We start from the raw sequence: 19,281 nt of genomic DNA on the forward strand, positions 1-19,281 counted from the left end.
GCTCATGCGTTCCCGTTCGCGGTACATCGTCGGTCGTGACTCGCAACTGCGGGACATCCAGCAGGCCTTGACCGACGCGGGCGAAGGACGCGGCAGGGTCGTCTTCCTGGTCGGCGAAGCCGGGATCGGCAAGTCCCGGCTCGCCGCCGAAGCCGTCGGCATGGCCTTCGGCACGGGCATGCGCGCACTGCGGGGCCGGAGCAGCACCACCGGCCCCACCGTGCCGTTCCGGCCACTCACCGAAGCGCTCATGTCGCTGTTCCGCAGCGGCGAACCGCTGGACGACCTGCCGCTGGGGCCCTACCGGCCGGCGCTGGGCAGGATCATCCCCGACTGGAGCAGCGACGCCCAGGACAACAGCTCCATGGTGATCCTCGGCGAGGCCGTGCTGCGGCTGCTCATCGCCACCGGAAAGGAGCACGGCCAGCTGCTCCTGCTGGAGGACCTGCACGACGCCGACCCCGAGACCCTCGCGGTCGTGGAGTACCTGGTGGACAACCTGGAGTACACCAACGTGGTGCTCCTGGCCACCATCCGTACGGAGCCCTGCGACGCGCTGGACATGGCCGACTCGGCCCGCCGGCGCGGCGTGGGGACCGTACTGGAACTCGCCCCGCTCACCCGCACCGAGGTCTGCGGGCTCATCGCCGCCCAGCTGGACACCGAACCCGAACTGGTCCCCGCCGAAGCCCTGGAACGGCTGTGGGACGACAGCGCGGGCAGCCCCTTCCTCGCCGAGGAGCTCCTCCAGGGCATGATCGGCAGCGGCGCCCTCGTCCGCTCCGAGGACGGCTGGCGGGTCGTCGGCGACCTGCGCAGCGACGTGTCCACCGCCCTGGCCCGCGGCATCCTGCGGCGCATCGACCGGCTGGGGCCCCAGGGGCTGACCCTGCTGTCCGCGGCCGCCGTGATCGGGCGGCGCTTCCCCCTGACCGTGCTCCAGCGGATGACCGGCATCGACGACCGCGGCCTGCTCAGCCACCTGCACGCGGGCGTCGCCGCCCAGCTCGTCGTCCCCGACGAGCCCGCCCCCGACTGGTACGCCTTCCGGCACTCGCTCACCGCCGAGGCGCTGCTGACCCAGCTCACGCCGGCCAACCGGGCCGCGATGTCGGGGCAGGCCGCCGACGCGGTCCAGGCGCTCTACCCGGACCTGGAGGGCGACTGGTGCCCCCTGGTCGCGGAGCTGCGCGCCCAGGCGGGCGACGACGCCGAGGCCGGCACCCTGTTCACGGACGCCGGACTGCGGGCGCTGTCGGCCGGCGCGATCGGCTCGGCGGTCACCCTGCTCAGCCGCGCCGAACGGCTGCTGGCGGACAGCCAGGACGCCGCCGGCCGTACCGTCGCCCTGGAGGCGCTGCTGCCCGCACTCGCCGAGGCGGGTGACTTCGCACGGGCCTTCAGCTTCGCCGAGAACATGCACACCCTCGTCGGCAGCGGGCTCGGCGCCACCCGGCTCGCCGCCCTGCACACCCGCCTGGCCAAGGTGGCCCACACCGCCGGCCGCTGGGAGGACGGCAATAGACAGATAGCCCAGGCCAGAGCACTCCTGGGCGGCAACCCCGACGAGCGCAGCACCGCCTCCATCGACGTGACGGCCGCCTACCTCGCCCTCGACACCCCCGGCCCGGACCGCACCCAACTGGCCGAGAAACTCGCCTACTCCGGCCTCCTCGCCGCCGAGCGGCACGGCTTGGCCACGGTCGTCTGCCAGGCCTGGGAACTCCTGGCCACCCTCGCCCGCGAACGCGACTTCGACGAGGCCACCGCCCTGCTGGAATCGGCCCTCCACACCGCCGAACAGCACCAGCTCCCGCTCCAGCGGATGTACGCGCTCACCCGCATCGGCGGCAACAACTGGCTCACCGAAGGCAACACCGCCCCGCTGCTGCACGCCCGCGCCGAGGCCCTGCGGCTCGGCTCGGCCACCATCGTCCACACCATCGACGGCATCATGATCCTGGACGCCGTCCTGCGCGGCGACTTCGCCACCGCCGAGCGGTGTGCCGAGGAGTGCCTGGCCGTCGTACAGCGGCTGCGGCTGGCCCCGGCGACCCGGTACGTCCTGATGGCCCGGGCCAGCCTGGCGGCCCACCGCGGGGAGCGCGCGGCCATGGACCGGGCGCTGGCCGCCTTCGCCGAGTGGGACGGGGCCGGATCCCAGGAGGAACCGCTCACCCGCGGCCTGGCCCGGGCCTTCTGCGCGCTCATGGAGGAGGACCGGCCCGGCGCGGTACGCGAACTGCGCGCCGTGGCGGAACTGGAGAGCACCAACCCCAGCACCTACTACCTCAGCGGCCGCTACGGCATCGGTCTGCTCCTGGACGTGCTCTCCGGCGCCGCCGGGCGCCCCGCGTACGAGGAGATCGCCGCCACCGCCCCCGGGCGCATGCGCTGGAACCGGCAGTTCGTCCACTTCGCCGGCGCCGTGGTGCACGGCCGCGAGGGCCGCCCCGAGGAGGCGGGCGCCTGCGTGGCCGAGGCCCTGCGCGCCGCCGAGCCGTACGCCACCGCCCTGCACCTGGGCCTGCGGCTGATCGCGGACGCGGCGTTCGAGGACGGCTGGGGCGAGCCCGTGGCCTGGCTGCGCCGCGCCGAACAGCACTTCCACCAGGGCGGGGTGGCCGATGTCGCCGGCGCCTGCCGGGCCGGGCTGCGCCGGATGGGCGCCCCGGTCCACCAGCGCCGCACCGGTTCGAGCCGGATCCCGGAGGTACTGCGCTCCCAGGGCGTCACCGTCCGCGAGTACGAGGTGTTCCAGCTGCTCGCCGAGCGGCTCGGCAACAAGGACATCGCCGACCGGCTCTACATCTCGCCGCGTACGGTCGAGAAGCACATCGCCGCCCTCGGCACGAAGACGGGCCGTGCCAACCGGGCGGCGCTGTGCGAGCTGTCGGCGTCCCTGGAGTCCTGAGACCGGGCCCCGCCCCGCCGGGGGCGGGGCGGCGCTGCGGCCGTCCGGTCAGCGCATCCCGCGGACCGTCTTCGAGGCCAGGATCCCGAGGGCCGTCACCGAGAGGATCACGGCGGAGAGGGTGAACATCGGGGCGCTGCCCGAGTGGGCCAGGGCCCCGCAGGCGATCAGCGAGAGCGGCGCCACCCCGTAGCCGATGACCATGTCCACCGCGATGACGCGACTCAGCACGGAGCCCGGGATGTTGCGCTGGATCCAGCTCATCCCGAAGACCCCCTGGAAGCCCATGCCGAAGCCCATCGCCAGGACCGTGGCGAGCGCCGCCGCCGTGTTGCCGACGAGGCCCAGCAGCGCCGTGCCGACCGCCAGCCAGCCGGCCAGCGCGGCGATCAGCAGGCCCACCCGGGGGCGGCCGGCCAGTGACCCGCCGACGAGCGTGCCCAGCATCGCCCCGCCGGCCAGGGCGCCGTTGAGCAGGCCCAGGGTGGTGGAACCGCCGTGCAGGTCGATCTTGGCCAGGGTGGCGAAGCCGACGGTGAACGGGCCCGACTGGCAGAAGGTCACCGCCGCGTCCACGACCAGGATCGTGCGGATCCGCGGGTCCTCCAGGGCGTAGCGCAGCCCCTCCCGCATCCGGGCCGTCAGCGGGGCGGGCGCCGCAGCGGGTTCCGCCGCCTTCGCGTCCCCCGGTTCCGGATCCGGTGCGGGCCGCGCCGGGGGCCGTATCCCCGCGATGCACAGTCCGCAGAGCGCGAAGCACGCCCCGTCCACGAGGAAGGCGACGGGCGCGTCACTGAACGCCACCACCATGCCGCCGACGGCCGGCCCCAGGACCGCCGCCACCTTGGTGCCGACCGCGAGCAGGGCGTTGGCCGGCGCCAGCAGCTCCTCGTCGACCACCGACGGCAGGATCGACGCCCGCGCGGGCTGGAAGAACGCGTCGACGGCGCCGAAGGCGGCGGCGGCGCAGCACAGCATCCAGAGCGTCAGGGAACCGGTCGTGCCGGCCAGCCCGACCGCCGCCATCAGGGCGGCCCGGGCCCAGCTGGAGAACTTCATCAGCGCCCGCGGGGACCAGGTGTCGCTCAGGGAGCCGCCGACCAGGGTCAGCAGGGCCCGCGGCACCGCCTGGAAGGCGAGGACGTAGCCCAGCGCCAGGGTGGACCCGGTCAGGCCCAGCGTGATCCACGCGAACGCGATGTAGCTGAACCCGTCGCCGAGCAGGGACAGGGACTGCCCGAGCCACAGCAGGCGGAAGGACGGCAGCCGGGCGGGGGCGCGCAGCCGTGATCCCGCGCCCGCCAAGGTGGTAGCCATGAGAGGGGCCTTTCAGTAGCGGACGGGCAGGGCGGTCAGCGCGCGGTTGAGCAGCGAGGGCTGCCAGGTGAGCTGCTGTTCGAGCAGTTCCAGGTCCGGGTACTCGCGCACCAGCACGTCGACCACCGCCCCCGCGACCAGCCGGGCCAGCGCCGCCCCGATGCAGAAGTGCGCCCCGAAGCCGAAGCCCAGGTGGGAGGCGCTGCCGCGCAGCACGCTGAACCGGTCGGGATCGGCGAAGCGCTCGGGGTCCCGGTTGGCGGCCGCGGTGACCAGGAACATCCGGTCGCCGGAGCGCACCGGGTGGCCGTCGAGGTCGAAGTCCCGGGCGGCCGTGCGGATCGACATCTTCGACGGGCCGTCGTGGCGCAGGGCCTCCTCCACCGCCATCGACACCCGCGCCGGGTCCTCCCGTACGGCCGCCAGCTCCTGTGGATGGCGCAGCAGGGCCAGCACGGCGTTGACGATGAGGTTGCTGGTGGTCTCGCCGCCGGCGAAGGCCATCTGGGTCAGCATCCCGACGAACTCCTCCTCACTCACCGACGTGCCGATCCGGCCGCCCGCGAGCACGGCGCTGATCAGGTCGTCCTTGGGGTCGGCGCGGCGTTCGCGGACCAGGCCGGCGAGGTAGTCGTCCAGGTTGACCAGGGACTGGAGCGAGGTGCGGTACTCGCGCTCCTCCTGGGCGGCGCCCAGCACCAGGTCGCCCACCCGGGCGTTCCAGTACCAGAAGGAGGGCCCGTGCGCCTGGGGTACGCCCAGCCAGCGGGCGAAGACCAGGGCGGGCAGCGGCCGGGCGATGTCCGCGACCAGGTCGCCGGTCCGGCCGGGGACCGCGCGCCGGGCGAGCATGGCGCGGGTGGCGCGTTCCACGAAGGTGCGGTAGCGGCCGATCGAGCGGGCCGCGAACTGCTCCTGGAACACCTGGCGCAGCCGCCGGTGCTGCGGCGGGTCGTTGAACACCATCCAGCGGGACAGGATGGCGAAGGCCCGCTCGGCGTCCTCTCGGGCACCCTCCGGTACGGCGTCCATCAGCGGGCGCACCCGCTCGGCGGAGACCGCCGGGTCGCGCAGGCAGTGCATCAGCTGGGCATGGCCCGTCACCAGCCAGGCGCGGTGCATGGCGCTCCAGTACACCGGATCGTGGTCGCGCAGGGAGTGGAGGTACGGGTACGGGTCCGCGTTGACGGCGGGGTCGAGCAGGTACCGCTCCGTGAAGCCGGCCGGCGCGGAGGCGGGTGCCGCCGTCGCCGTCGCAGTCGTCTGCGTCATCGTCGTCAGGGTGGTCATCGCCGGGCCTCCGTCCGGATCGAGTGCAGCAGGGCCGCGGTCGTGCCGATCAGGGGTTCGGACATCAGCGACATGTGGTCTCCCTCGGTCACGTGGACGGTGAGCCCGCCCAGGGCCAGCCCGCGCCAGCGTTCGACGTACTCCCGGAAGCCCACGTCCAGTCCGGGCATCGGCTCGCCCTCGGGGAGGCCGGCGGCAGCGCTGCCCACCACGAGGTGGACGTGGCCGGGGTAGGGCCGCAGCTCGTAGCCGGCCAGGGCGGTGAGCAGCGAGTGCCACACCTCGATCGGGGCGTTCTCCACCATGGCCGCCTCGTCCGCGCCCATGCCCGCGCCGAGCAGCAGCGCGGTGAGCTCGGCGGTCGCCGCCTCCCGCTCGGCCGACGGCGCCAGGGCGCGCACCCGGTCGCGCAGCCGCAGCCCCTCCTCCATGTCGCGGCCGACGGCGGCGAGCCGCTCCCGGGAGGCGGGGCAGGGCAGGTACGGCTCGATCAGCGTCAGCGGCGCCACGGTGTGGCCCGCCTCGTGCAGCCGTGTCGCCATCTCCATGGCCAGGTTGGCGCCCATCGACCAGCCGAACAGGTCGTGCGGGCCGGTCCGCCCGTGCGCGGCGATCTCCGCGGCGTAGTTGGCCGCGATGCCCGCCACCGTGGTCGGGTCGACCCCGCCGAGCAGCCCGCGGGCCTGGAAGGCCCGTACCGGCACCCCGGCCGGCAGGGCCCGGGCGAGCCCGACGTACCAGGCCGCGCTGCCGCCGGTGGGGTGGACGCACCACATCGGGTCGCCCTCACCCTCCCGCAGCCGGACCTCGGACCTGACCTCCTGCGCCGCGTCCGCCGACCGCCCGGCCCGGGCGGCGAGCTGGGCGATGGTCGGGGCCTCGATCAGGTCCCGGACCGAGACCGCCAGGCCCCGGGCCGCGGCCCGGGCGGCCACCCGGACCGTCGACAGGGAGCTGCCGCCGATGCGGAAGAAGTCGTCGTGGACGCCGACCCGCGGCAGGCCCAGCACCGCACGCCACACCTCGGCCAGCGCCTCCTCGGCCGGCGTCCGCGGCGCGACGTAGGCGGTGTCGAGGTCGGAGCGCTCCTGCGGGAGCGGCAGCGCGCCCCGGTCCACCTTCCGGCTGGTGTTCAGCGGCAGTTCGTCGAGGAACACGAACCGGGCGGGCACCATGTACTGGGGCAGCCGGGAGCGCAGCTCCAGCCTCAAGGCCTCCGCGTCCGGGGCGGCGCCGGGCGCGGGCACCACGTACGCGACCAGCGCCGGGTCGCCCGGCAGGTCGCGGCGGAGCAGGACGACCGCCTTGTGCACCGCGGGCAGCTCCCGCAGCGCGTGCTCCAGCTCGCCCAGCTCGATGCGGAAGCCGCGCAGCTTGACCTGGGTGTCCCGGCGGCCGAGGCACTCGATGCTGCCGTCGGCGTGGTAGCGGCCGAGGTCGCCGGTGCGGAACAGCCGCCCGCCGGGTTCGCCGTACGGGTCGGGCACGAACGTGGCGGCGGTGAGCTCGGGCCGGTTCAGGTAGTACAGGCCGACGGCGTCCCCGCCCAGGCATATCTCGCCGGGCACCCCGACGGGCGCCGGCTGCAGGGCGTCGTCGAGCACGTACACCTGGGTGTTGCGGATCGGCGGCCCGATCGGCGGCAGGCCGCCGCCCACGCGGCAGATCTCGCCGCAGGACCACACGGAGGTCTCGGTCAGGCCGTAGGAGTTGACGAAGCGGCGGCCGCGCGACCACACGTCGGCCATCTCGGCCGTGGGCGCTTCGCCGCCCGTCACGATGGTGCGCAGCGTGGGCAGTTCGTCGTCCTCCTCCGCCAGCACCGCGAGCGAGCTCGGCGGCAGGGCGGCGGCGGTGATCCCGTGGGCGTTGAGGGTGGCCGCCAGGTCGGGGCCGGGCAGCAGCGCCTCCTTGGGCGCCGTGACCAGCCGCGCCCCGTTCGCGAGGGCCCAGGTCAGCTCGCTGACGAACACGTCGAAGCTGAAAGAGGCGAACTGCAGCACCCGGTCGTCCCCGGTGGGCCGGCACACGTCCCGCTGGCCGTGGATCAGGTTCGTGAGCCCGCGGTGCGGCACCGCGGCGCCCTTGGGCCTGCCGGTCGACCCGGACGTGTACAGCACGTACGCGGTGTTGCCGGCGGCGGTCCCGGCGTCGGGCGACCGCCGCGCGGGCTGCCCGAGCGGGGCGTCCAGCAGCACCGTCTCCCCGTCGAACGGGACCTTGCCCGCCAGCGCGGACTGCGTGAGCAGCACCCGCATCCCGCTGTCCCCGGCCACGAAGGCGAGGCGCTCGGCGGGGTGCTGCGGATCGAGCGGGAGGAACGCGCCGCCCGCCTTGAGCACGGCGACCACCGCCCGCACCATGTCCGGGCCCCGGTCGGCGCAGATCCCGACGATCACCTCGGGCCCCACGCCGAGTTCCCGCAGCCGGGCCGCCAAGGCACCTGCCGAGGCCTCCAGTTCGGCGTACGTCAGCTCGCGCGTGCCGTGGGCGACGGCCACCGCGTCCGGGGTGCGCCGGGCGTGCTCGCCGATCCACTCGTGGAAGAGCTGCGGCGGGTTCTCCACGACCGGGCCGCGCGCCCAGTCCACCAGGGCGCGCCGGCGCGCATCCTCCGACAACCGCGGAGCCGTGACCGGCCCCTCGGGGTCGGCGACCATCGTCGCCAGCAGCCCGCACACCACGTCGGAGAGCTGCTCGGCGGCGGCCGGGTCCACCCGGGTGGTGTCGACGTCGACGCTGAACCCCTCCACGCTCACGTTGATGTTGAGGGGGAACATGGTCTGCGCGATTTCCTCGGACTCGTCCCAGCTGTCGCCGGAGAGCCGGTGGAAGTTGATGTAGTTGAAGAGGACGTCGACCAGACCGGGCTCATTCGGCCGCAGCCGGCCGATCCGCGCCAGCGGCACCCTGCGGTGCGGCATCAGCTCCTGCTCGGCCGCGAAGACGGCGCGCAGCAGGTCCAGCCAGCTCTGCCCCGGGCCGGGCCTGCCGATGCCGAACGGCACGCTGTTGAGGAACAACCCGCGCATCCGGTCGGCGCCCGGCAGCTCCGGACGGCCGTTGGTGACGAGCCCGATCGAGTGCCCGGCGGCCGGGTGGTCGGCGTCGTGCTCCGCGAACATGCCCATCGTGTGGTGGAAGGCGGCGAGCAGGACGGTCCGCCGCGGTACGCCGGCGCGCCGGGCGAGGCGGCCGATCGGCTCGGCGAGCGCCGCATAGGAGCGGCGGATCTCGACGATGTCCGAACTGCCCGCGCGGGAGGCGCCGCTGCCGCGCCGGGGGAACCGTACGGGCCGCAGCTCGGCCAGCCGGCCGCTCCAGAAGGCCAGCCCCTCCTCGGACTCGGCCGCCGCCCGCTCCAGCGCCACGTACTCGGCGAACCGGGGGGACGCGGGCAGGCTCGGCACGCGCCCGAGGGCCACCGCCTGGCGGTGCAGGTCGAGCAGGTCCGCGATCAGCGAGGTGAGGCTCCAGCCGTCCAGGACCACATGGCAGTCCGTGATCGTGAACCGCAGCTCGTGGTCGGTGAGCTGGTGCAGGTGGATGCGCACCAGCGGCGCGGCGGCCAGGTCGAAGCGGCGGGAGAACTCCTCCTTGACGTAGGCCTTCACCGCCGCCCGCTGCTCCTCGCGGCCCAGGGCGCGCAGGTCGCTGTAGCCGACCGGGAGTTCGGCGGTGCGGTGCACCAGTTGCAGCGGCTCGCCGTACGAGACGAGGTCGATGGAGGTCCGCAGGATGTCCTGGCTGCGCACGGCGGTGTCCACCGCCGCCTGGAAGGCGGAGAGGTCGAAGCCCTCCGGCACGGTGATCTTCAGATCGGTGACGTTGTGGTAGGCCCCGCGCCGCTCGTCGGCCAGCATCTCGTGCAGCATCCCGGTCTGCAGCAGGGTCAGCGGGTACGCGTCCTCCAGTCCCTGCGGCAGCCGGGCCGCGTCGGCCGGGTCGAGCTGCGAGAACGGCGCCACGGGCGCCGGCCCCGCGTCGTCGGCGGCGGTCGCCAGCCGGGCCAGGTCCGCCAGGGTGCGGGCCCGGAACAGGTCGGCCACGCTCAGCCCGAGGCCCGCCGAGCGGGCCCGCCCGATCACCCGCAGGGCCAGGATGGAGTCGCCGCCCAGGTCGAAGAAGTTCGCCGTGCTGCTGACCCGTTCGGTGCCCAGCACCTCGGCCCAGATGGCGGCCAGTGCCTCCTCGGCCGCACCGGCCGGCGCGGTGAAGTCGGCCGGGGCGGTCGTGCCCTCGGCGGCCACCGCCACCAGCGCGGCGCGGTCCACCTTGCCGTTCGCGGTGATCGGCAGCCTGGCATGGCGTACGAACAGCGCGGGGACCATGTACCCGGGCAGGGTCAGCCGCAGCCGGTCCCGCAGGTCCGGCGCGTCCAGCGGCCGGCCCTCGGTCAGCACCATGTGGGCGACGAGCCGGGCCCCGCCCTGCGCGTCGGGCCGGGCCACCACCGCCGCGTCCCGGACCCCCGGCAGGACCCGCAGAGCGGTCTCGATCTCGCCGGGCTCGATGCGGAAGCCGCGGATCTTCACCTGGTGGTCGGCACGCCCCACGTACGCCAGCTGCCCGTCGGGCAGTACGCGGACGAGGTCACCGGTGCGGTACATCCGGGTCCCGCCCGGGCCGAAGGGGTCGGCCGGGAAGCGCTCGGCGGACAGTTCGGGCCGGTTGCGGTAGCCGCGGGCCACCCCGCCGCCGGCCACGTACAGCTCGCCCACCGTGCCGCGGGGCACCAGCCGGCGCGCCCGGTCCAGGACGTAGCCGTGCTGGCCGTGCAGGGGGCGGCCGATCGGCGAGTACACGGGGGAGTGCGTGTCCTCCTCGGTGATCAGCCGGTAGGTGACGTGCACGGTGGTCTCGGTGATCCCGTACATGTTCACCAGGGCCGGCCGCTCGTCCTCCGGCACGGCGAACCAGTCCCGGTAGTCCCGGGCGTCGAAGGCGTCCCCGCCGAAGACGACGGTGCGCACCGGGAGGTCGGCGAACACCTCGCCCTGCTGCGCCATGTGGGCGCGCAGCCCCTTGAACGCGGCGGGCGTCTGGTTCAGTACGGTGATGCCCTCCCGCCGCAGGACGGCGTGCACCGCGGCCGGGTCTCGGACCTCGTCCCCGGTCAGCACCACCACCCTGCCTCCGCTGGTCAGCGGGCCCCACAGCTCCCACACGGAGAAGTCGAAGGCGGGGGAGTGCACGAGGGTCCACACGTCGTCCGGGCCGAAGGCGAAGTGCCGGTCCGCGGCGTCGAACAGCCAGGCGGCGTTGGCGTGGGTGATCTCCACGCCCTTCGGCTGCCCGGTCGAACCGGAGGTGTAGATGACGTACGCGAGGCTGTCGGCCGTCGGGAGGACCTCGGCCGGGCCGTCCTCCCCGGCCTCCTGCGCCGCGACCTGACCCCGGGGGTCCTCCAGCGGGATCACCCCCACCGGCAGCCCCTCTACCGCCGCGCGTCCGACCGCGTCCGCGACCACCCACTCCACCCCGGCGTCGGTGACCGTGAACTCGCGCCGAGCCCGCGGGTGGGACGGGTCCAGCGGCAGGTACGCCGCGCCGGCCCGCCACACCCCGAGCAGGGCCACGGCCAGATCGACCGTCCGGCCCAGGCACACCCCCACCAGGGACTCCCGCCCGATCCCCGCCGCCCGCAGCCGCCGCGCCAAGGCCCGTGAGGCGGTGTCGAGTTCGGCGTACGTCAGGCTGCGACCGCCGCCGCTGACGGCCACGGCCCCCGGGGTCCGCCGGATCTGCTCGGCCACCCGCGCCGGAGCCAGACGGGGTGCGACCTCGGGGAGGCCACCGGCCGGGGTGCGGGCCGCGGGGCCGTCGGGACCCAGCAGCTCGGCGATCTCCGGCTCCGTCAGCAGGGCCATCTCGCTCAGCGGCACGCCCGGGGCCCCGGTGAAGGCCTCCAGCACGGCCACGGTGTGCGCCGCCAGCCGCGCCACCGACTCCTCGGCGAACAGGTCCGGCCGGTACACGAACCGCAGCCGCACCCGCCGCGCCTGCGCGTCCTCGGCGACGTCCAGCGTCAGGTCGAACTTCGCGGTGGTCAGGTCGATGGGCACCGCCGTGCCGCTCGCCGCGCCGAGCGTGTACGGGCCGTCCTGCCGGTCGGCGGTGTGGGAGAACAGCACCTGGAACAGCGGATTGCGCGACAGGTCCCGGTCGGGGCTGAGCTCGTCGACGACCCGCTCGAAGGGCAGGCCCTGGTGCGAGAGGGCGCCCAGCACGCTCTCCCGGGTCCGGGCGAGCAGCTGCGCCGAGGTGGGATCGCCCGACAGGTCGGTGCGGATGACCAGGGTGTTGACGAAGAACCCGACGAGCTGCTCGGTCTCCGGCCGCTCCCGGTTGGCGACCACGGTGCCGATCGCGATGTCGTCCTGGCCGCTGTGGAAGGCCAGTGCCGCCTGGAAGGCCGCCATCACGGTCATGTAGGGGGTCGTGTCGGCGCGCCGGCCCACCTCGGCCAGCGCCTCGGTCAGCTGCGCGGGCAGCTCGACGGTGTGCACGGCCGCGGCGTAGGAGCGGGTGGCCGGACGCACGTGGTCGGTGGGCAGGTCCAGCGGGGCCAGCCCGGCCAGGGTGCTGCGCCAGTAGGCGAGGTCGGCGCTCTCGTCGGTGCCGCGCTGCCAGACCGCGTAGTCGGTGTACGAGATCGGCGCCGGGCCGGCCGGCGGCGGGGCGCCCTGGGCTCTTGCCTCGTACAGCTCCCGCAGGTCCCGCATCAGGATGTCCAGCGACCAGCCGTCCGAGACGATGTGGTGCATGGCGAGCACCAGGACGTGGTCGTCCTCGGCGATGCGCAGCAGCGTGGCCCGGAACGCGGGCTCGGCCGCCAGGTCGAAGGGGCGCAGCGCCGGCTCCCGTACGGCCGCCGTCACGGCCGCGTCACCGCCCTCCCGGACGGCGGCGCACAGCTCGACCAGGTCCAGGCCCGCCCCCTCGGCGGAGAGCACCCGCTGGGAGGGGACGCCCTCCTCGTCGGGGAAGACGACCCGCAGCTGCTCGTGCCGGGCGACCAGGTCGGCGACCGCCGCGTCGAGCGCGGCCACGTCGAGCGGGCCGGTGAACCGCCAGGCCGCGGGCATCAGGTACTCGGTGCTGCCCGGGTCGAGCTGGTCGAGGAAGTACAGGCGCTGTTGGGCGGCCGACAGCGGAGCCTGCTCGGGGCGCGGGTCCAGGCGCGGGATGCCGGCGGGCGCGGCACCGGCCTTGCCGCGCAGGCGCTGCTCCAGGAGGCGGCGGGCGGCGGGGGAGAGACCGCCGGACGTCGGGGAGGACTCGACCTGTGAAGTGGTCATGGGAAGTTCCGTCCAATCTCGGGCTGGGGCGTCGGGCGATCAGAAGTCGGAGGTCAGGGACAGGTCGATCTCGTCGTCGCTCATCGCGGAGATCTGCTCGACGAGCCGGCGCTCCACCTCGGCGGCGAGCAGTTCGACCGTCGGGTGGTCGAACAGGTCGCGCACCTGGACCGGGCAGTCGAAGGCCGTGCGCAGGCGGGACGCGGCGGCCACGGCGCGCAGGGAATGCCCGCCCAGGGCGAAGAAGTCCTGGTGCACCCCGACCTCGGTCAGACCGAGCACCTCCGCCCAGATCTGGGCCGTCACCACCTCGGTCGGCGTGCGCGGCGCCGTGAACACGGCGGGCGCGGGCAGTTCGGGGTCGGGCAGGGCGGCGGTGTCGAGCTTGCCCTGCACGGTCCGCGGCAGCGCGTCGAGCACCACGAAGGAGGCCGGCACCATGTAGCCGGGCAGCTGCGTGCGGCAGTGCTCGGCCAGTGCCCCGGCGTCGAGCCCGCGGCCGGCCGCGTAGCCCACCAGGGTGCGGTCCCCGCGCAGTTCGCGGACCAGGACCGCCGCGCCGTGCACACCCGGGTGCTGTTCGAGGACGGCCTCGATCTCGCCGAGTTCGATGCGGAAGCCGCGGATCTTGACCTGGTGGTCGGTGCGGCCGAGGAAGTCCAGTTCGCCCGACGGCAGGCGGCGCACGATGTCGCCGGTGCGGTAGAGCCGCCCGCCGGTGCCCCCGTACGGGTCCGGGACGAACCGCTGGGCGGTCAGCGCGGCCTGGCCGAGATAGCCGCGGGCCAGTTCCGGCCCGCCGACCAGCAGTTCGCCCGGTACGCCGACGGGGACCAGCTCGTCGTGCGCGTCCACCACGTACAGCCGGCGCTCGCCCCAGGCCCCGCCGATCGGTACGCGGCCCTCGACCGGGCCGGTGACCAGGTGGGAGGTGGCCGAGATGACCGACTCCGTCGGCCCGTACGTGTTCTGGACCGGTACGTCCGGCAGGTACCGGAACCAGCGGGCGAGCGGCGCCGACGGCAGGGTCTCCCCGCCGGTCACCGCGAGGCGCAGGCTCTTGAGGTCGTCGGCGACGGTGTCGAGCCGGGCGGCGATCTCCTCCCAGTACGACGGGGTGACCTCCATGACGGTCACGCCCTCGGCGCGGACCTGCGCGGCGAGCTCCTCCACCGACCACACCACGTCGGGGCGGACCACCACCGCGGCGCCCGCCGTCAGCGCCGGCAGGACCTGCTCCAGGGAGGCGTCGAAGGAGAAGGAGGCGAAGTTCATCACGCGGTCCTCGGCGGTGATGCCGAACTCCTCGCGGGCGGCCCGGGCATGGGCGCCGAGGGCGTGGTGCTCGACCCCGACCGCCTTGGGGCGGCCGGTGGAACCCGAGGTGAAGATGATGCAAGCGAGCTCGCGCGGGCCGGGCGTGTGGCGGGGGGCGTCCGGGTCGGGCCGCACGGCCTCGAAGTGGAGCACCGGCATCCGTCCCGCGGCGCCGCCCTCGGCGCCTTCGGTCCCGGGCCGTCCGGTCCCCGCGAGGCGGTCCGCGAGGGCCGCGGCCGGGTCGTCGGTGACCAGGCACCGGACACCGGCCTGTTCGACCATGTACCGCAGCCGGTCCTCCGGGAGCCCGGGGTCCAGCGGGACGTAGACCCCGCCCGCCCGCCAGATCGCCGCCATGGCGGCCACGGACGGGATGCCGCGCCGAAGGCACACGCCGACCGGGACCTCCGGGCGGACGCCCGCCTCCCGCAGCGCGGTGGCCAGCCCGCCGGTCAGGCCGTCCAGTTCGCCGTAGCGCACGACCTGGTCCCCGCAGACCAGCGCCACCGCGTCGGGCTCGCCCGCCACCGTGAACGGGGGCGCCGCCGACACGGTCGGCGAGCCGGCCGCCGCCGCGGTGAGCTCCCCGTACTCCGCGGCCGACAGGAGGTCCAGGCGGGTCAGCGCCCGCCCCGGGTCCGCGAGCACCGACTCCAGCACCCGGCCGACGTGCCCGGCGAACCGGGTGACCGTGGCGGCGTCGAAGAGGTCGCTCGCGTACTCCACGTTCAGCGCGAACCGGTCGGGATACAGCAGGAAGGTGGCGGTCAGGTCGAACTTGGCCGAACCCCACGGCAGGACGAAGTGCTCCACCTCCAGGCCCTCGACGTGCGGGCCCCCGGTGGCGCTCTCCTGGACGTCGAACATCACCTGGAACAGCGGATTGCGGGACGGGTCCCGCTCCGGCCGCAGCTGTTCCACGAGGCGCTCGAAGGGCACCTCCTGGTGGTCGAAGGCCCCGAGCACCGCCTCCCGCACCCGGCCGAGGAACTCCTCGAAGGACGGCCCGCCGGACAGGTCCGCCCGCAGCACCACCGTGTTCACCAGCAGGCCGACCAGGCGCTCCAGCTCCACCTGGCCGCGCCCGGCGACCGGGGTGCCCACCGCCACGTCCTGCTGCCCGGTCCAGCGGCCCAGCACGATCTGCACCACCGCGAGCAGCACCATGAACCGGGTCACCCCGTACCGGCGCGCCAACGCGCCCACAGCTGGCTCCAGTTCGCGCGGCAGGTCGATCTCCACCGCGCCGCCCCGGCCCGACCAGCCCGCGGGCCGGGGCCGGTCCGTGGGCAGCTCCAGTACGGGCACCCCGGTCAGCGTCCGCTCCCAGTACGCCAGCTGCCGCTCCAGCACCTCGCCCGCCATCCGGTCGCGCTGCCAGACCGCGTAGTCCCCGTACTGCACCGCAACGGGCGGCAGCTGCGCCGTCCCGCCGGACCGCCGCGCCGCGTAGCAGGCGGACAGCTCGCCGATGATCAGGTCCTTGGACCAGCCGTCCGTCGCCACGTGGTGGAAGGCGATGACGGCGACGTGCTCGTCCGGGGACAGCTCCCACACCCCGGCCCGCAGCATCGGCGGGCACGCCAGGTCGAAGCGGCCGGTGGCGTACGCGACCGCCTCCCCGCGGACCCGGTCCCGTCGCGCGGCCTCGTCCTCCCCGGGCGCCGCGGGCGGTACGGGCTGCCAGCGCAGCGGTACCCGCACGCCCGCCAGCACCCGCTGCGCCGGGCGGCCGTCCACCTCGGCCAGCGCGGTCCGCAGCGCCTCGTGCCGCTCGACCACGTCGTCGAGGGCGGCCTGCCAGGCCTCCCGGTCCAGTCCGCCGCGCAACCGCCAGGAGAACCAGAGCACGTACTCGTCGCCGGCGTCGGACATCCGGTCGAGGAACCACATCCGCTCCTGGGCGAACGACAGCGGCAGCGGACCCGAGCGGTCCACGGGGACCACGGTGGCGGCGCCCGCCTGCCGGGCCGAGGCCACGAGCGGGCCGAACGTGCGGATCCGGGGGTGCTCGAACAGGGTGCGCAGCTCCACCTCGCGGCCGAGCCGCTCCGCGATCCGGGACACGGCCATGGTGGCGAGCAGGGAGTGCCCGCCCAGGTCGAAGAACCCGTCGTCGATGCCGACCCGGTCGACGCCCAGGACCTCCGCCCAGATCTCGGCGACCACCTGCTCGGTCGCATCGCGCGGCGCGACGAACTCGCAGCCGCTCGCGGCCCGGTCCCGGCCCGGCAGCGCCGCCGGCAGCGCGGACCGGTCGAGCTTGCCGGAGGCGTTCACCGGAAGCGCCGGGAGTTGCGCGAATTCCGCCGGGACGGCGTGGTGCGGGAGCCGCTCGGCGCAGAACGCCCGCAGCACCGCCGGTTCGACCGGGCCGCCGGGGCCGGCCACCACGCAGCCGGTGAGGCTGCTGCCGCCCTGGGCGTCCGCGGCGACGGCCACCGCGGCCGCCACGACCCCCGGGCACTCCCGCAGGACGGCCTCGACCTCGCCGAGCTCGATGCGGAAGCCGCGGATCTTGACCTGGTCGTCGGTCCGGCCGAGGAACTCCAGTTCCCCGGAGGGCAGTCGGCGTACCACGTCGCCCGTGCGGTAGAGCCGGCCGCCGTCCTGCGCGTAGGGGTCGGGGACGAAGCGGGCGGCCGTCAGGGCGGGCTGCCCCAGGTAGCCGCGGGCCAGCTCCGGGCCGCCGATGAGGAGTTCACCCGGCTCGCCCACGGGGACGAGCTCGTCGCGGGAGTCGACCACGTACGTCCGGCGCCCGCCCAGCGGCCACCCGATGGGGACCCGGCCCGGATCGCCGTCCGCCGGGATGTCGTGGGTGGCGGCGGTGACGGTGGTCTCGGTCGGACCGTACGCATTGAGCACCCGCACCCCCGGGACCGCGGACCGCCAGGCGGCCAGCGCCCCCGCCGGGACGGACTCCCCGCCGAGGATCAGCAGCCGCAGCGGCGCCAGCGCCCGCGCGGTGGCGTCGGTGAGGGAGAGGGCCAGCTGGGCCCAGTAGGTGGGCGGCAGGTTCAGCACCGTGATCCCGTGCCGCTCCACCACCGAGGGGATCTGCGAGGGCAGCCACTGCTCGTCCGGCCGCACGACCAGGGTGGCCCCGCAGCCGAGCGCGGTCAGCAGCTGGTCCAGGGAGGCGTCGAAGGAGAAGGAGGAGAAGGCGAGCACCCGGTCCGCTGCGGTGATGCCGAACTCGGCCCGGGCCGCGGCCACATGGGCGGCGAGCGCACCGTGCTCGATGCCGACGGCCTTGGGGCGTCCGGTCGAGCCCGAGGTGAAGATGACGTACGCCAGGTCGCGGGGATCCGGCGTGTGGTGCGGCGCGTCCGGGTCGGGCCGGACGCCCTCCACGGGCAGCACCGCCGGGCCGAGCCCGCCGGCCCGCTCGCCGGTCGCCGCGTCGGCGAGGATGCAGTGCAGCCCCGCCTCGGCCGCCATGAAGCGCAGGCGTTCCTCGGGCAGTGACGGGTCCAGCGGTACGTACACCCCGCCCGCCCGCCAGATCGCGGTCATCGCGGCCACCGACCGCACCCCGCGCCGCATGCACACCCCCACCGGGGTGCCGGGGCCCACGCCGGCCGCCCGCAGCGCCGTGGCCAGGCCACCGCCGAGGGCGTCCAGCTCGCTGTAGGACAGGGTCTCGTCCCCACAGACGAGGGCCACCGCGCCCGCCTCCCCGGACACCCGGAACGGCGGCGCGGCCACCACCTCGCCCGCCGGGCCCGCCAGCTCCAGCAGCCGGCGGCGCTCCCGGCCCGGCAGCGGCTCGATCCGCCGCGCCAGTTCGGCCAGCGGGGACTCGGGGGAGGCCACCGCGGCGCACAGCAGGGCCATGTAGCCCTCGGTGAAGCGGGTCATGGTGCCGGCGTCGAACAGGGCGGTGGAGTACTGGAGCCGGGCGGCGATGTCGCCGTTGGCGCGCAGGCTCAGGTCGAGGAACACGTCCAGCGGCGTGCCGGTCAGCGGGGTCCGTACGAGCGACACGTCCAGCCCGTCCAGGCCCGCCGTGGCGGGGACGGTGTTGAGCAGGGTGAAGGACGCCTGCGCGAGCGGATGGCGGGAGAGGTCGCGCTCGGTGACCACCTCCCCGGCCACACGGTCGAAGGGCGCCCCGGCGTGCGAGAAGTCGGCGAGGGCGCCCGCACGGACCCGCTCCAGCAGCTCGGCGAAGCTCGGCTCCCCGGACAGGTCGGTCCGCAGGACGATGGTGTTGACGAAGGGGCCGATCACATCGGCCACCTCCGCCCGCCCCCGGTCGGCCAGCGTCGTGCAGACGGCGATGTCCGAGCGGCCGGAGTAGCGCGCCAGCAGGGCCTGGTACACGGCGAGGAGCACCATGTAGCGGGTCGCGCGGTGCTCGCGGGCCACCCGGTCCACCTCGTCGACCAGCCGGGCGGGCAGTTCGAAGCGGACGACGTCCCCGGAGCCGTCCCAGAACGCCGGCCGGGGGCGGTCCGCCGGCAGGGCGAGCGGGGGCACCCCCGCCAGCCTTTCCCGCCAGTAGCCGAGCAGCCGCTCCATGCGCGGGCCGCTCAGCCGCTCGGCCTCGGCACGGGCCACGTCCGTGTACTGCAGTGCGGGCGCCGCCACCGCCTCGCCGCGGTAGCCGGCGGCCAGTTCGCGCAGCAGCACGTCCCAGGACCAGCCGTCCACGGCGATGTGGTGGACCACCAGGAGCAGGACGTGCTCCTCGGGCCCGAGGCGGGCGAGGGTGGCCCGCAGCGGGTGCTCGCGGGCCAGGTCGCGGGGGCGCGCCAGTTCCCGGTCGAACAGCTCGGCGGTGTCCGCCGCCTCCACCCGCTCCAGCACGGTGCGGCCCGGCGCGTCCACCTGCGGTACCGGTTCCCCGTCGACGGCGGTGAACCGGGTGCGCAGCACCTCGTGCCGGTCGACGACGCCGCTCAGCGACCGTTCGAGGGCCGGGACGTCGAGGGCGCCGCGGATGCGCAGGGCCAGCGGCAGCAGGGATTCTGCGGAGCCTCCGGACAGCTGGTCGAGGAACCACAGCCTCCGCTGCGCGAACGACACCCCGTCACCCTCACGGGGGCTCCCGCCGGCAACGCTGCCGTGCTTCGCCCCGCCCTGCGCTGCGACAACCTTCACTGTGGGCCTCCAAGCGGTGTTTTCCTCAACACT

The 19,281-nt window shown here is 75.0% G+C and carries 5 protein-coding genes; 1 reads left to right on the forward strand and 4 read right to left on the reverse strand.

Annotated elements, in window-relative coordinates:
- Positions 1-4: 4 nt before the first annotated feature.
- A complete protein-coding gene (locus AB0B01_RS04580) occupies positions 5-2,914 on the forward strand; it encodes an AAA family ATPase (protein WP_361712816.1) in 2,910 nt (969 codons plus the stop codon).
- A 48-nt stretch (positions 2,915-2,962) separates the two neighbouring features.
- Here AB0B01_RS04580 and AB0B01_RS04585 read toward each other — a convergent pair whose 3' ends face one another.
- From AB0B01_RS04585 to AB0B01_RS04600, 4 genes are read right to left on the reverse strand one after another with little or no spacing between them, the layout of a single operon-like run.
- Positions 2,963-4,231, reverse strand: a complete 1,269-nt coding sequence (locus tag AB0B01_RS04585; RefSeq protein ID WP_361712818.1) for an MFS transporter — start codon at positions 4,229-4,231, stop codon at positions 2,963-2,965.
- Between the two features lie 12 nt (positions 4,232-4,243).
- Positions 4,244-5,503 (reverse strand): cytochrome P450, encoded by a 1,260-nt coding sequence (locus AB0B01_RS04590; protein ID WP_361712820.1) that lies wholly within the window; start codon positions 5,501-5,503, stop codon positions 4,244-4,246.
- A 14-nt stretch (positions 5,504-5,517) separates the two neighbouring features.
- Positions 5,518-12,822, reverse strand: a complete 7,305-nt coding sequence (locus tag AB0B01_RS04595) for an amino acid adenylation domain-containing protein (protein ID WP_361712822.1) — start codon at positions 12,820-12,822, stop codon at positions 5,518-5,520.
- Positions 12,823-12,861: 39 nt separating this feature from the next.
- Positions 12,862-19,248 carry an amino acid adenylation domain-containing protein gene (locus AB0B01_RS04600; RefSeq protein WP_361712824.1) on the reverse strand — a complete coding sequence of 2,129 codons (6,387 nt, stop codon included), beginning with the start codon at positions 19,246-19,248 and terminating at the stop codon, positions 12,862-12,864.
- Positions 19,249-19,281: the final 33 nt, after the last annotated feature.

Source organism: Streptomyces sp. NPDC044571, from assembly GCF_040647115.1.
Taxonomy (GTDB): Bacteria; Actinomycetota; Actinomycetes; order Streptomycetales; family Streptomycetaceae; genus Streptomyces.

What these genes read in the sequence shown, in the direction of transcription:
- AB0B01_RS04580 (WP_361712816.1), top strand. Translation starts at nt 5, where the DNA reads ATGCGTTCCCGTTCGCGGTACATCGTCGGTCGTGACTCGCAACTGCGG.
- AB0B01_RS04585 (WP_361712818.1), bottom strand. Translation starts at nt 4,231, where the DNA reads ATGGCTACCACCTTGGCGGGCGCGGGATCACGGCTGCGCGCCCCCGCC.
- AB0B01_RS04590 (WP_361712820.1), bottom strand. Translation starts at nt 5,503, where the DNA reads ATGACGCAGACGACTGCGACGGCGACGGCGGCACCCGCCTCCGCGCCG.
- AB0B01_RS04595 (WP_361712822.1), bottom strand. Translation starts at nt 12,822, where the DNA reads ATGACCACTTCACAGGTCGAGTCCTCCCCGACGTCCGGCGGTCTCTCC.